This window comes from Rhodoblastus sp. (genome assembly GCF_019449565.1).
Classification (GTDB): Bacteria; Pseudomonadota; Alphaproteobacteria; order Rhizobiales; family Beijerinckiaceae; genus Rhodoblastus.
Window position 1 is genome coordinate 119581 of sequence record NZ_JAGRPM010000038.1, and the last position, 13786, is coordinate 133366.

Annotated in this window: 12 protein-coding genes and 1 riboswitch; of the genes, 2 read left to right on the top strand and 10 right to left on the bottom strand. The window is 66.0% G+C overall.

Annotated elements, in window-relative coordinates:
* The first annotated feature begins 41 nt into the window (after positions 1–41).
* A complete protein-coding gene (locus QZ409_RS09140) occupies positions 42–800 on the top strand; it encodes a cobalt-precorrin-6A reductase (protein WP_296709694.1) in 759 nt (252 codons plus the stop codon).
* On the opposite strand, the gene cobJ is transcribed toward QZ409_RS09140, so the two are convergent.
* The 7 genes from cobJ to QZ409_RS09175 form a co-directional block, all read right to left on the bottom strand.
* Positions 782–1552 (bottom strand): precorrin-3B C(17)-methyltransferase, encoded by a 771-nt coding sequence (gene cobJ, locus QZ409_RS09145; protein WP_296709696.1) that lies wholly within the window; start codon positions 1550–1552, stop codon positions 782–784. The two genes, QZ409_RS09140 and cobJ, sit on opposite strands and share 19 nt — an antisense overlap.
* Positions 1549–2277, bottom strand: coding sequence for a precorrin-2 C(20)-methyltransferase (locus QZ409_RS09150; protein ID WP_296709699.1), 729 nt, complete (start codon positions 2275–2277; stop codon positions 1549–1551). Before QZ409_RS09150 ends, cobJ begins: the two co-directional genes overlap by 4 nt.
* The gene (locus QZ409_RS09155; RefSeq protein ID WP_296709701.1) at positions 2274–2903 is read right to left on the bottom strand and encodes a precorrin-8X methylmutase; all 630 of its coding nucleotides are present in this window, start codon (positions 2901–2903) and stop codon (positions 2274–2276) included. The genes QZ409_RS09150 and QZ409_RS09155 overlap by 4 nt, the downstream gene beginning before the upstream one ends.
* Entirely contained in the window at positions 2900–4153 is a 1254-nt protein-coding gene (gene cobG, locus QZ409_RS09160; RefSeq protein ID WP_296709703.1) for a precorrin-3B synthase, read from the bottom strand. The genes QZ409_RS09155 and cobG overlap by 4 nt, the downstream gene beginning before the upstream one ends.
* Positions 4150–7452 carry a cobaltochelatase subunit CobN gene (cobN, locus tag QZ409_RS09165; protein ID WP_296709706.1) on the bottom strand — a complete coding sequence of 1101 codons (3303 nt, stop codon included), beginning with the start codon at positions 7450–7452 and terminating at the stop codon, positions 4150–4152. The genes cobG and cobN overlap by 4 nt, the downstream gene beginning before the upstream one ends.
* A 4-nt stretch (positions 7453–7456) precedes the next feature.
* Entirely contained in the window at positions 7457–8488 is a 1032-nt protein-coding gene (gene cobW, locus QZ409_RS09170) for a cobalamin biosynthesis protein CobW (protein WP_296709710.1), read from the bottom strand.
* A gap of 81 nt (positions 8489–8569) precedes the next feature.
* Positions 8570–8770, bottom strand: a riboswitch (cobalamin riboswitch).
* 162 nt (positions 8771–8932) lie between these two features.
* Positions 8933–9550: a L,D-transpeptidase gene (locus QZ409_RS09175; protein ID WP_296709713.1), complete on the bottom strand. Its 618-nt coding sequence runs from the start codon at positions 9548–9550 to the stop codon at positions 8933–8935.
* A 379-nt stretch (positions 9551–9929) separates the two neighbouring features.
* Between QZ409_RS09175 and QZ409_RS09180 the strand changes: the two genes are divergently transcribed.
* Positions 9930–10859, top strand: coding sequence for a histone deacetylase family protein (locus tag QZ409_RS09180; RefSeq protein WP_296709718.1), 930 nt, complete (start codon positions 9930–9932; stop codon positions 10857–10859).
* A 26-nt stretch (positions 10860–10885) separates the two neighbouring features.
* On the opposite strand, the gene QZ409_RS09185 is transcribed toward QZ409_RS09180, so the two are convergent.
* From QZ409_RS09185 to QZ409_RS09195, 3 genes are all read right to left on the bottom strand, one after another.
* A complete protein-coding gene (locus QZ409_RS09185; protein WP_296709721.1) occupies positions 10886–11827 on the bottom strand; it encodes a metallophosphoesterase in 942 nt (313 codons plus the stop codon).
* A 118-nt stretch (positions 11828–11945) separates the two neighbouring features.
* Positions 11946–12146 carry a hypothetical protein gene (locus QZ409_RS09190; RefSeq protein ID WP_296709723.1) on the bottom strand — a complete coding sequence of 67 codons (201 nt, stop codon included), beginning with the start codon at positions 12144–12146 and terminating at the stop codon, positions 11946–11948.
* A 140-nt stretch (positions 12147–12286) separates the two neighbouring features.
* Complete coding sequence (locus QZ409_RS09195) at positions 12287–13780, bottom strand: amidase family protein (RefSeq protein WP_296709725.1); 1494 nt, start codon at positions 13778–13780, stop codon at positions 12287–12289.
* Positions 13781–13786: the final 6 nt, after the last annotated feature.

Below are 13786 nucleotides of genomic sequence, written 5' to 3' on the forward strand. Positions count from 1 at the left end.
AGTGGAGCGCGCCGTTGCGCATATAGAAGTGGAGCGCGCCCTTGCGCAACTTGATCCGCATTTTGATTCTTGGCGGCACGACGCAAGCGAGCGAACTGGCCCGCGCGCTCGTCGGCCGCGCGGATATTTCGCCTTTGCTCTCGCTCGCAGGACGCACGCAGAACCCGGCGCCGGCGCCGATCCCCTGCCGCATCGGCGGCTTCGGCGGCGCCGAGGGGCTGGCGCGATTCCTGCGCGAGGAAAAGTTCGACGCGCTGATCGACGCCACCCATCCCTTCGCGGCGCAGATTTCCGCCAACGCCCGCGCCGCGAGCGCGACAAGCGGCGTTCCCCTGCTGGTCTTTTCGCGACCAGCCTGGGAGCCCGGCGAAGGCGATCAATGGCGCGAGGTCGCGACTATGGTCGATGCGGTGACCGCGCTCGGCGAAGCGCCGCGCCGCGTGTTTCTCACTCAGGGCCGCTTGCAGCTCGCGGCCTTCGCCGCCGCGCCGCAGCACTTTTATTTCGTGCGCGCCATCGACGAACCGGAGGAGCTGCGCCTGCTCCCGCAACACAAATTCATTTCCGCGCGCGGCCCCTTCACGCTTGAAGGCGAGCGCGAGTTGATGCGCGGCGAGGGAATTGAAATCCTTGTCTCCAAGAACAGCGGCGGCGGCGCGACGGCGGCCAAGCTGGTCGCGGCGCGCGAGCTGCACATTCCGGTCATTCTCGTCGCCCGACCTGAAGCCGAAGGCGCCGAGGAGGCCTCCCGGCTCGATGAGGTGCTGGACTGGATCGAGGCTCATCGCCCCGCCCCATAGCTGCGCGGCGTCAACAGCCACGGCTCGGCGTCGGGACGCTTAATGAGGCGTGTTTCCGACGAACCGATCAGCACCAGTGTCGCCATATCGACCAGCCCCGGATCGGCGGAGGCGAGGTCGCTCAGGATGACGCGCTCGTCCGGCCGCCCGATGGCGCGGGCGAAAGCGACCGGCGTCTCTCCGCTCTTCACCTCTCGCAACAGATTGAAAGCGTCGAAGATCTGGCGCGGCCGCGCCTTGGACGCGGGATTGTAGAGCGCGATAACGAAATCGCCTTCCGCCGCCGCGCGCAGGCGCCGCGCGATGATCTCCCAGGATTTCAGATTGTCGGAAAGCGAAATCACGCAGAAGTCATGGCCGAGCGGCGCCCCGAGACGCGCCGCCGCCGCCAGAACGGCGCTGACTCCCGGCACGATTCGAATATCCAGCGCGCGCCATTGCGGGTCGCCGGTCTCGGCCGCCTCCAGCACCGCCGCCGCCATGCCAAACACCCCGGCGTCGCCTCCGGACACCACAGCGACCTTGCGGCCCTCGCTTGCGAGCTGCAAGGCATGGCGGGCGCGATCGAGCTCGACCCGATTGTCGGTGGGGAAACGCTCCAGCCCCGCGCGTTCCGGCACGCGGTCCGTATAGGGCTTGTAGCCGATCAGCGCGTCCGCCTCGGCCAGCGCCGCGCCAGCCTCCGGCGCGAGCCATTTTTCAGGGCCGGGGCCAAGGCCGATGATGAATAATTTGCCGCCGTCCCTGCTCATGGTCTCCGCCCCTGCCCGCTCACGAGAACAATGGCGAAATAGGGCGCGGAATCATCCGGCTTGTCGCTGAGCTTCATGATTTTCTCGCCCGCCATGGCGCCGCGCTCGACATAGATGGCGCGTTCGTAATGGCCGCTGTCGCGCAGGGCCTGGCGGATCTTGGCGAAATTCTTGCCGACCTTCATGATCACCGCAGCGTCCGTGCGCCGCAGGCTTTCCGTCAATGCCTGTTGCGGCAAGGTGCCGGGCAGGATCGTCATGACGTCGTCGCCCCAGGTCATGGCCTCGCCCGCCGCAGCCCAGCAACCAGCCATGCCGGGGACGCCCGGAATGATGGTGACCGGAAAACGATCCTTCAACCTGATGTAAAGATGCATGAAGGACCCATAGAACAGAGGGTCGCCCTCGCTCAGAATCGCCACATCGCGCCCGGCGGCAAGCTCGGCGGCGAGGCTTTCCGTCGCCTCTTCGTAGAAATTTCGCAGCGCCTCATTATAAGCCGGATCGCTCACCGGAATTTCCGTCGTCACCGGATAGAGCAGCGGCATTTCCTGCGCGCTCGCCGGAATCCAGCGGTCGGCTATGGCGCGCGCATTGCCGCGCCGCCCCGCCTTGGCGAAGAAAGCGATGACCGGCGCGCTCTCGATGACGCGCACGGCCTTCACGGTCAGGAGTTCGGGATCGCCGGGACCGAGCCCGACGCCATAGAGCCGGCCCACGCTCATTCCTTTTCGCTCGCGAGCGCGTTGATCGCAGCCGCCGCCATTGCGCTGCCGCCCTTGCGCCCGCGCATGGCGATGACCGGCACACGGCCATCAGCAATCGCCGCATCCTTCGATTCGGCCGCGCCGACGAAGCCGACCGGCATGGCCAGGATCAAGGCCGGCGCAGGCGCTCCGGCGTCGAGCATTTCCAGCATGTGAAACAGCGCGGTGGGCGCGTTGCCGAACGCCACCACGGCGCCGGCGAGATGCGGGCGCCACAGTTCCATCGCCGCCGCCGTGCGGGTCGTGCCCATCTCTTTCGCGAGTTCCACAACGCGCGGATCGGCGAGAGAGCAGATCACTTCATTCTTGCTCGGCAGGCGCGCGCGGGTGACGCCGAAGGCCACCATATTGGCGTCGCACAGGATTGGCGCCCCGGCGGAAAGCGCTTCGATTCCCGCCTTGGCGGCGCCGGGCGAAAAGAACAGGTCGGGCGCGATGTCCACCATGCCGCAGGCGTGAATGACGCGCACGGCGACGCGTTCCTCGAACGGATCAAACCGCGCGAGATCCGCTTCGCGCCGGATGATCGCGAAAGAGTTTCTGTAAATTTCCGCTCCGTCGCGGATGTAATCGTAACCTGTCAAACCCGCATCCCTTGAGCGAGAGAAGTCAGCCGCGATCGCAGCGCGGCGAGGTCGAGCCCGCGCGCGGACGGTTTTTCGCGCGCCAAGCCAAAATCAATGAGCGCATAGCCATCAGCCTCCGCGACGAGCGTCAGCGCCGGCGAATTGAAGGCGCAGCCTTTTTCGCAGCCGGAAATGTGAACGCGATCGGCCTGCGCGGACCAGTACGGCGCGAGCGCCAGCGCCAGCGCCCGTACGTCGCCACGCGCGGAGGAACAGGCCGGGGCGCCGGGACAGGCGGCGAAGGCCAGCCGCGAATCCTGCGCATCGAGCAGAAAGCCGAGCGCGGAAAGCCGCGGGACAAGCTCGACCGCCGCCGCACGCTCCAGCCCCACGGCGAGGATCGCGCGCCACGGCGTCAGGCGTAATTCCGCCGCGCCGGAGGCTTGCGCCTGTTCGGCCAGAGCTTCCAGGGCGTCAGCGTCGATGCGCCCGAACAACAGGCCCGCGCCGACGAAATTTTGTCCGCCGCATGGCTGCGCGCCCAGGATGTTGTCGTATTGCGCCGCCGCCTCTTCACGCGTCGGCGGCGGCGCGACGACAGCGACACCCTCCAGCAAGGGCGCGACGCCAAGCCGCGCGACGACAGCGCTCATGCGGCGATCCTGTCCCCGCAGGCGCAGGAAATTGCGCGCGAGACTCTCGGCGACGACGCAAAGGTCTTGCGCCGCCAGTTCGCCCGCTGGCCTGCCGCCGAGCGACAGGGCGAGACGCGACGGCGCGCCGGGCAATGCAGCGAAGGCGATGTCCGTCTCGACGCCCCGCAGCGGCAGGAACCCGCCGCCATCGACGGAAAAGCCGAATTTCGCGGGCAGATCATGCAAGGCTTCTTCACGCGCCAGCAGGGCCTCCAGCGCCGCGACCAGCGGACGTGCGTCGAGCGGCGCCGATGGATCGAAACCGGCCAGCGGACTCGGGACGACATTGCGAACGGCCTCGGCGCGGGCGTCAGCGTCGAGCAGGCCAAGAGCACGCAATTCGTCCTGCAGGTCCGCAATATTTTCGCCCGCAACGCCGCGCATTTGCAAATTGGCGCGCGCGGAAAGATCGACGGCGCCATTGCCGAAACGACGCGCGAGATCTGCGAAAATCTTCGCGCGCTCGAAGGGCAGGATTCCATTGGTGAGGCGCAGGCGGAATATATAGCCGTCGCCGCTGAGCATGGGCGCGAGCGCGCCGGGACACCAGCCTTTGCGTAAGGTCTCGGTCATGAATCGCCCCTCATCTCGGCGAGGATCGCGGCTGTGGAATTGCGCCGCGATTGCCAAAGCCCGCGTCGCTCGGCTTCGCTGAACTTCTCCGCGATGGACGTCGCCGCGCGCGGATTTTCCTTTTCAAGAAAGGTCCGCACCGCCTCATCGCCGCAAACGGCGTCGAACAACAGGTCGAAATGGCGCGCCTTTACGGCGTCGGTCAAAGCAGCGAAGGCGAAGAGATTGTCGACCGTCTCGGCGATCTCCGCCGCGCCATTGGCGCCATGGCGCATCATGCCTTGGAGCCAGCGCGGATTGGTGGCGCGCGCATGGACGACGCGCGAAATCTCTTCTTCAAGACTGCGCACTTTCGCGGCGTCCGGCCGGGTGGCGTCGACATGATAAAGGCTAGGCGCAGCGCCCAGAAATTCCGCCGCCGCCGCGAAGCCGCCCTCATGGGTAGCGAAGGAATCGGCGTTGAGTATGTCCTGCCCCGCAAGATCCTGCACATGGACGAAGGCGTCGGCGGCGCGGATGCGCGCGGCGAAATCCCCGTCCCCCGCGAGCGGCGCGCCATCGCGCCCATAGCTTTGCCTATTGGCGGCGAGATATTTTTGCGCCAGCTCCGAGCGACTGCGCCACTCCGCGCTGGCGAAAGCGCCCGACAGATCGACGCCATAAGCGCCCGGCGCCGCTCCGAACACCCGGCGCGGTTCAGTCTCGCCGACCAGAGGATTTTCTTCCCTTGGCTCGTCGAGCTGCGCCAGGGCGCGCACGGCGGAATCGAAGGCCTCGATCTGCTGCGGAAATACGTCGCGGAACAGGCCGGAAATGCGCAGCGTCACGTCCACGCGCGGGCGGCCGAGCTGCGCCAACGGCAGGATTTCATAGCCGCTCATCCGCGTCGAGGCGGCGTCCCAGAGCGGCCTTGCGCCGAGCAAGGCGAAGGCCTGCGCCAGATCATCGCCGCCCGTGCGCATGGAGGCGCTGCCCCACAGGTCGAGCACGATGCGGCGCGGCCAGTCGCCGTGATCCTGGAGATAGCGCTCGATCACTTCGCTTGCGAGCTTCTGGCCGATCTCCCAGGCCGTGCGCGTGGGAATGGCGCGCGGATCGACCGAGAACAGATTTCGGCCGGTGGGCAGCACGTCCCTGCGTCCCCTGCCCGGCGCGCCGGACGGGCTTGGCGCCACGAAGCCGCCGCTGAGCGCATGGACCAGAGCGCCCATTTCCGCCGCCCCGCAGGCGTCGAGCCTTTCCGCGAGATCGCTTGCCTCGTAGCCGGAGAGCGTCTCCTCGCGCAGCGCGCCTTCGGGCGATTGGCCGAAGACATGCAGCCCGTCATTGATCCGCATTTCCTTGAGATCGCACAGCCAAGCGTCGAGCTGGATCAGCGCGTCCTCGCCCTCTCCTGCTCCGCATTCGCGCAGCAGTCCGGCGGTGTCCGCGCGTTGCAGGATCAGCTCGGCCAGCATTTTGGCGCGGCGCGGATCGAGCCCCTGCGCCTGTGCATATTCGTCGAACAGGCTTTCGAGTTCGGCCAGCGCGCCATGCGCCCCCGCCTTGACCAGCGGCGGCGACAGATGACTGACGATGACCGCCGCCGAGCGGCGCTTGGCCTGCGCCGCCTCGCCCGGATTATTGACGATGAAGGGATAGACCAGCGGAACCGGGCCGAGCGCGATTTCCGGGGCGCAATCCTCGGCCAGCGCGACGCTCTTGCCCGGCAGCCATTCCAGCGAGCCATGAGCGCCGCAATGGATCAGGGCGTCGATCTTCTCGCGCTCGCGCAGCCAGAGATAGAAGGCGAGAAAAGCATGGCGCGGCGGCAGCGCCATGTCGTGATAATCCGCTTTGCGATTTTCCGACGAGCCGCGATCGGGCTGGAACGCGACGACTAGCTTGCCGAAGCGAAGAAAGCGGAAAACGAAGGCGCCCTCGCGGACGGAGGCATCGCCTTCCGGCGCGCCCCAGCACGCCTCGAGCGCTGCAACGAAGTCCGGCGGCAAGCCCGCGAGAAAGGCGCGATAGGCGCGCAGCGACAAACACGCGGCGAGAGGCGCGGACTGCAAGGCTTCGAGCAGTTTTTCCGGGGTCGCCGCTGCGTCATAGCCCTCTGCGGCGAGGCGCCCGACAATCGCGCGCGCGCTCGCCTGCGTATCGAGGCCCACGGCATAGCCGGCGCGGCCGCCCTTGGCCGGATAGTCCGACAGGATCAGCGCCAGTTTCTTCTCGTGATTGCCGAGGCGGCGCAGGCGCGCCCAGCGCGCGGCGAGCGCGGCCACGAAACCAACGCGTGAGGCGTCCGGCTCATGGCGCGCCGGGGCGTATTCGAGTGCGTCGGCGCGGTCCTGCGCGCGCTTGAAGGAGATGGCGCGTGTGACAATGCGCCCGTCAACTTCGGGCAGCACCACATTCATCGCCAGATCGGCGGCGGACAGGCCGCGCCGGGACTCGCGCCATTGCTCGGCCTGCGCGCCGGAGAGGATGACCTGAAAAACCGGGGCGTCCGCCGCGTCGAGCACGGCGCCGCCGTCGAGCCGCGCGGAAAAGGCGGTCGCGTTGAGAATGACATCGGGCTTGTCCGCCGCGAGGCGTTCCGCGAGCAGCGCGCAGGCCGCCGGGTCTTTCAAGCTCGAAACAAAGCAGCTGACGACGCGAAAATTTTCGCGCGCAAGCGCCTCGGCGAGCGCCCGGATCGGCGCGTCATCCCCGGCCAGATAAGCGCTGCGATAGAACAGGACCAGCGCCGTCGGCGCGTCCGCCGGGGCGGGAACACAGCCCGGCGTAAAGAGGCCGAAGGGCGCGACCGGACGTGGCGGCGCAGCCACGCCTTCGCCGGAGATTTTCGTTGCGATGAAGTCGAGACAGGCCGAGATGTTCTCCGGGCCGCCTTCGCGAAAATAATCCCAGATTTGGCGCAACGCGTCGGGCGGAAGCGTCGAGGCCGCGTCGAGCCGCGCGTCTTCCATGCAGTCGCCGGGTACGACTGCGAAGCCGAAGCCGTGCTTGCGCGACGCGGCGGCAAGCTCCTCGACGCCATAGCGCCAGTAATCCATCCCACCGAGCAGGCGCACCAGCACGAAGCGCGCCTTGGCGCAGACCTTTTCGATATAAAGATCGACGGAAAAAGGATGTTTCAGCAAAGCGAGCGGCGCCAGCCGAAGGCTGGGATGGCGCGGCGCGTGGGCGCTGGCGAGCAGCGACAGGTCGCTGTCGGCAAAGGAGAGCGCGACGATATCCGCAGGCGATTGCTCGAGATCCACGGCCTGCGCCGTCTCGTCGAGCGATCGTTGATCCGTGCGGACAAGATGCATGATCTTAGGCCGATATTGCCGCTTCGACGGCGGCGCGATCGAAGCCCTTTTGGCCGATCACCACGAGGCGGCCCGAGCGGTTCTCGCCCGCGCGCCAGGGCCGGTCGAACTGATGCGAGAAACGGCCGCCCACGCCCTGCACCAGCAGGCGCATCGGCTTGCCGCTGACTTCGACGAAGCCCTTCATGCGCAGCACGTCATGATCGCGGGCAATAGCCGCAAGTTTTTCCGAAAGGGCGGCGGGATCGGCCACCGACGGCAGCGGCGCGACGAAAGAGTCGAAATCATCGTGGTCATGCCCCTCCTCGTCATCGTGATGCGAGGGGCGCGCGGCGAGATCGTCCTCCGCCGCAGCCGCAAGCCCGAGCAGCACATCGACGTCGAGCCGGCCTTCGCGCGTCGGCACGATCTTCACCGCGCGCGGCACGGCGGCGGCGATTTCCGCGCGCACTTTCTCAAGCGCGGCTTCATCGAGCAGGTCCGCCTTGTTCAGCAGGATCAGATCGGCGCAGAGCAGCTGATCCTCATAGACTTCCTCAAGCGGATTGTCGTGATCGAGCGATGGGTCAAGCGCGCGCTGGGCGGCGAGCTTTTCCTCATCGTCGGCGAAACGCCCGTCGGCCACGGCGGCGGAATCGACCACCGCGATGACGCCGTCTACCGTAAGCTTCGCGCGAATGTCGGGCCAGTCGAACGCCTTCACCAGAGGCTTCGGCAGAGCCAGGCCGGAGGTTTCGATGATGATGTGATCCGGACGCGGCTCGCGCGCCAGCAGGCCTTCGATGGCGGGCAGGAAATCATCCGCAACCGTGCAGCACAGGCAGCCATTGGCGAGCTCGACGATATTTTCTTCCGCGCAGGAATCGACGCCGCAATTCTTCAGGATTTCGCCGTCCACGCCGACATCGCCGAATTCATTGATGACCAAGGCGAGGCGGCGGCCGCGCGCGTTGGTCAGAACATGGCGGATCAAAGTGGTCTTGCCTGCGCCGAGGAAGCCGGTGACGATCGTAACGGGAATTTTCGAAAGGCGCATGTTTCGGGCTCCGGGAGGGCGCCCGGCGAGTGAACCGCCATCCGGCCAAACGGCCGGATCGCGACGAGAGCGCCCCGCCCGTCGCGTGGTCAGTTTGACGGCAGGTCTCCTGGCTCATGGGTTTGGCGCCCCCCGCCGCCTTCCCGGTCGCTGGACCAGTGGCTTTGTGGCGTTCGGCTTCCCATTCACAGTTGCGGGGGCAGCTGCGGTTTGGGGCGTGAGCCCGTCCGCATTCCCTTTCACACCCCTTTGCGCAAGGGGACCGTCTGATGGACTTGTTAGGCGCGGCGGACCCTCAAGTCAATCGCGCGCCGAAAAGGCGGCGCCCTGGCGGCCCTCAAGGGACAGGCCGGAGCCCCAAAAAGAAAAGCCTTCCGGTCCCGAGGGAAAACCGGAAGGCCTTCTGTCCAAACCAACGCGGCAAAAGACGCGCGGTGCAAATTCTCAATAGGCGCGGGCGGCCACGATGACCTTGGTGCCGATCTTGACGCGGTTGTAGAGGTCGATGGCGTCGATATCGCGCATACGAATGCAGCCTGAGGACACGTGCTGGCCGATCTTGTCCGGCTCGTTGGTGCCGTGGATGCGATACATCGTGTCCTTGTTGCCCTGGAAAAGATACATCGCGCGGGCGCCGAGCGGATTGTCGGGACCACCGGGAAGGCCGCCAGCCTCCGCCGTCGGACGCAGATGCGGCCAGCGCTCGAGCATATCGGCCGGCGGCATCCAGCGCGGCCATTCGGCCAGCTTGCCAATGGTGGCTTCGCCGGTCCAGCCCGCCGCTTCGCTGCCCGTCGCGACGCCGTAGCGGATCGCCTTCCCTTTGGGCAGCGAGTAATAGAGGAAGTTTTTGAAGGTATCGACGGTGACGGTGCCCTCGGGCTGGCCCGTCGGATCGTCCACAATATAGCGGCCATATTCGGCCGGCGGATTGCCCTTCGGCGCCAGCGACAGGAACTCGCGATCCCGCGTGGTGAGCGTCGGATCAGGCGTGCCGGCCATGTTGCAGCCCGCCAGGGCCGCAGAAATCAAGCCAATGCAAGCAATCGTCCGCAGGTTCATGGTTCGCCCCAAATCAACGCGCCGCCCCAGCGCCGTCACTTCATAACTTAATTACCATAAAGGGCCAGCTGGTCACGTCCGTACGACATCAAAAGCGTGAATTATCCCGCTTTGTGGCGATTTGGCCACAGTGTGGTCACAATGAGCGCTAATTCGCTAATGATCGAAAACATCATTCCGTATCATTTTCGGCATTGGCGAAAAGTGGCTTGTACTTTGGATCTAAGACCTAAACTTCGTTGGACAGGCGCAAGGAATAGGGCGATGTTCATCGCTAAACCGCGCCGCCCCAGCGCATTTTGATCTGTTCGCCCCATTTCCTTCCTGGTTCAGAGGCGCGATCCGGAAATGCTTGTGGATTTTTGTTTGTGAGCCTGAATTGAACACGCTTCTGCTGACACATCCCTCCGGCCTCGATCATGACAATGGCCCCGGCCATCCAGAGCGGCCGGATAGAGTCCGCGTCATCGAACGCATCCTCGAGCATGAAAAATTCATGACGCTGATCCGGGCGCAGGCGGACGACGGCACGCGCGAGCAGGCGTTGCGGGTCCATCCCGAATCCTACGTCCAGGCCCTTGAGCAGACTTCGCCACGCGACGGCTTCGCCCGGCTCGACAGTGACACGACCATGAGCCCCGGCACGCTGGCGGCGGCCTTTCGCGCCATCGGCGGCGCCTGCCAGGCCGTTGACGAGGTGATGCGGCGCGACGTCGACAATGCGTTCGTCGCCATGCGGCCGCCCGGTCACCATGCCGAACGCGCGACCCCGATGGGTTTCTGCTTCTTCAACAACGCCGCCGTCGCCGCGCGCCACGCCATCGCCGTCCATGGGGCGGAGCGGGTCGCCGTCATGGATTTCGACGTGCACCACGGCAATGGAACGCAGGACATTTTCTGGTCCGACCCCAATTGCATGTATCTCTCAACCCATGAAATGCCGCTCTATCCAGGCACCGGCGCGAGCAACGAGCGCGGCGAGTACAACAATATCGTCAACGCTCCGCTCAATGCCGGCGATACCGGAATGCATTTCCGCGAGGCGATGGAAGTCGCCATCCTGCCCCGGCTAGAGCAATTCCGTCCCGATCTGGTGATCATTTCCGCCGGATTCGACGCGCATCGGCGCGACCCGCTCGCCAATCTCAATCTGGTTGAGGCGGATTTCGCCTGGGCGACGTCGAAACTGATGGACGTGTCCGATCGCGTCTGCAATGGGCGTTTGGTGTCGTTGCTCGAAGGCGGATATGACCTCGACGGTCTGGCGCGCTCGGTCGCCGCCCATGTTCTGACGCTGATGGGCTCCTGACGCGGACGGCCATCCGAGGCAGCCTGTCACCATTCCACGAATTGCGCCAGCGGCGGCTGCGCCGCTCCCAGCACGATTTCGACGATTTCGGGCGGCCGCAGCAGCCGCACCGGCGCGACCGACTCGCCGAGCCCGCCCGAGATAATCAAATGGCGGTCGTCTCGCTGGAGATGTCCGTAAACATAATCGAAGCCGAAGCGAATATCGCCGACGACCGGGCCGAGCAGCGGCAGGTTGACCTGCCCGCCATGGGTATGTCCGCAGAGCGTCAGCGCAACCCGCTTGGGGACGGACGGGAAGATCATCGGCTCATGGGCCATCAGGATGATCGGCGCCGAGTCGGTCACCTTCCTCAGAGTTCCGTCGAGATCGTCCTGGCCGCCCTCGACGCCCCTCGGGCCTTCCCTGCCCCAGGCGTCGATCAACTGATCGCCGAGGCCGGCGATCCAGAATTTGCGCCCGTCCTTCGCCAGCGGAACAGCGTCATTCTCCAGCACCACGATCCCCGCCTGCCCCAACGCCCGGCGAATCGCCACGGCGCCGTCGGATGGCGTGGTCAGCAAGGGTCCATGCGCCCAATCATGATTGCCCAGCACGGCGAAACAGCCGAGCGGAGCGCGCAGGACCGACACGGCCTCGCCGGTCTGCTGCTCGTCGACCGCGCGGGTAATAAAGAAATGGCCGGCGTTGAAATCACCCAGCAATAAAACGGCGTCGGGATTCAGGGCGTTCGCAGCCTCGCAGATGCGGCGGATTCGCGCGGCGCTCATGAAGGGCTCGCCGGCGTGAATGTCCGAAATCACGGCCAGACGCAGGTTCAGGCCCGCCGGCCAATGGGCCGGGGTCAGGGAATAACGCTTGACCTGAAGCAGGAGATTGGGTTCGACCCCGATCGTATAGGCGGCTGTCGCCGCGCCGATCAATGGCAGCGCCAGCCCGCTGGAGAGAAAGCGACGACGATCGATCATTCAGGCTCCCGCGCCGCCAGCGGCCAGAGGAATTCCTTTCACGGAGACCTGATAGGGCGCGCGGGGCGGCTTGCCAACCCCGGCGCGAAGACGAAGCGATCGGTCCGGAGAAGCGTCTTCAGGCGGCGTTCCGCTGCTGAACTAGCGTTTTCACCGGACGCTCGGCGCGCGTCTCGGCGCGAACCGGCGATTCCTTTTCGGAGGTGAACAGCGCGGCCTCGACGGCGGCAAGGCCGATCTCGCGATACAGACGCGATTGCAGGTCGCGGGCGTCCTGGCGGCGGGGCTGCGGCGGAACAATGATCTCTTGCTCGCTCATGACGGGACTCTTCTGACTCGAACCAACTGGGAAAGAACTGGCCGCATGGTTGACGACCCTTGAATTCCATCGGCGACATTGAAGGCTTAAGATAAATTCCGCGTTAAGCCTGTCTCACGCGGCCTGTCCGGAAACGGCGCTTATCGCGCGGGCGGCGCGCGGAATCCACCGGTCAGGTCTTCAATCATGCCGGCGATTGCGATCGCCTCGCGGTCGGCATTGAGCGCGCAGACGATCTGGACGCCGCAGGGCAAGCCTTGCGGATTCAGCGCCACCGGCGCGACCGCCGCGGGCAGGTGCGAGAGCGACGCTACGCTCGCCCATTTCAGCAGATCGTAATAAGGCAGCTCGCCTGCGCTCGTCGGCAGGCGCCGCTCCATAGGGTCCGGCGACAAATCGTGCGGAAAGGCGAGGCAAGGCGCGGCTGGGCAGAGAATCGCGTCATAACGGCTGAAAAACGAGGCGAAAGCCTCGCGGATCGCGGCCCTGCGCTCCACCAGACGGGAAAAACTCGCCGCGTCGATCCGGGCCGCCCGCGCCCGGATCGCCGGATAGGTCTTGTCCTCGGGGGCGAAATCCCTGGCGCTATCGGCGAAGCGCGCCCGTTCGCCCGGCGTTAGACCCGCGAAGCCAATGGCGAAATTCAAGGTCGCATAAATTTCGAAGACTTCGGCGAAGGCGACGGACGGCCTCGCTTCCTCGACCTGCGCGCCGGCGCGACCAAGGACCTCCGCCGCAACCCGGACGGCGGCCTCCACATCGATATCGATGGGGGCGAAATCCGGATCGAGCCAGAGCGCCAGCCGCAGCTGGTCTGGCCGCGTTTTGCGCACCGGAGGAAAATGCCCGCATTCCGTCGCGTTCTGCGGGCCGGCAGTCAGGCAAAGAACGAGATCGAGATCGGCGGCCGAACGCGCGAGCGGTCCGGCGACGGCGAGATCCGGCGGATTTTTAAGCCGCATGGCCGGGAGTGGCGGAATATGTCCGGCAAGGGGAATGCGGCCCCAGCTCGGCTTGAGCCCAAACAGGCCGCAAGCATGGGAGGGCCAGCGGATCGACCCGCCGAGATCGGAGGCCAGATCGAATGCGCAGAACCCCGCGGCGACAGCCGCCGCAGCTCCGCCCGACGAGCCGCCGGGCGTTCGCGAGAGATCCCAGGGATTGGAAGTTACACCGAAGATCGCGTTATGGGTCTGGAAGTCCCCCGTCAGCCGGGGCACATTGGTCTTGGCGAAAATGACGGCGCCGGCGGCGCGCAGGCGCTCGACCGCAACGGCGTCCTGCCGTGGACAATATTCCGCGAGTTCCTCCATGCCGCAAGCGGTCGTCAGGCCCGCGGTCTCGAAACTGTCCTTGATCGTGATCGGCAGGCCTTCCAGCGCACGCGCCTCGCCGCGCGCATAGAGCCGCTCGGCTTCCGCCGCCTGCCGTTCGGCCGCCTCGATATCATAGGCGGCCAAGGCGTTGATGACTGGATTTCGCTGGAGAACCCGCTCCCAGACGGCCGCCAGCAGTTCGCGGGCGGAGAAATCGCGCCGGGCCAGGCCCTCGCGCCAGACGGCGGATGAAGCGGCGAAGAAGGCCTCGTCGAAACCGGTCGGCGCCGTCAAACCAGCGAGCCGGACGCGGTCCATCCGTCC

Coding starts and splice junctions, on each gene's coding strand:
- cobJ (WP_296709696.1), bottom strand. CDS start 1,552: ATGAGCAGGGACGGCGGCAAATTATTCATCATCGGCCTTGGCCCCGGC.
- QZ409_RS09150 (WP_296709699.1), bottom strand. CDS start 2,277: ATGAGCGTGGGCCGGCTCTATGGCGTCGGGCTCGGTCCCGGCGATCCC.
- cobG (WP_296709703.1), bottom strand. CDS start 4,153: ATGACCGAGACCTTACGCAAAGGCTGGTGTCCCGGCGCGCTCGCGCCC.
- cobN (WP_296709706.1), bottom strand. CDS start 7,452: ATGCATCTTGTCCGCACGGATCAACGATCGCTCGACGAGACGGCGCAG.
- cobW (WP_296709710.1), bottom strand. CDS start 8,488: ATGCGCCTTTCGAAAATTCCCGTTACGATCGTCACCGGCTTCCTCGGC.
- QZ409_RS09175 (WP_296709713.1), bottom strand. CDS start 9,550: ATGAACCTGCGGACGATTGCTTGCATTGGCTTGATTTCTGCGGCCCTG.
- QZ409_RS09185 (WP_296709721.1), bottom strand. CDS start 11,827: ATGATCGATCGTCGTCGCTTTCTCTCCAGCGGGCTGGCGCTGCCATTG.
- QZ409_RS09190 (WP_296709723.1), bottom strand. CDS start 12,146: ATGAGCGAGCAAGAGATCATTGTTCCGCCGCAGCCCCGCCGCCAGGAC.
- QZ409_RS09195 (WP_296709725.1), bottom strand. CDS start 13,780: ATGGACCGCGTCCGGCTCGCTGGTTTGACGGCGCCGACCGGTTTCGAC.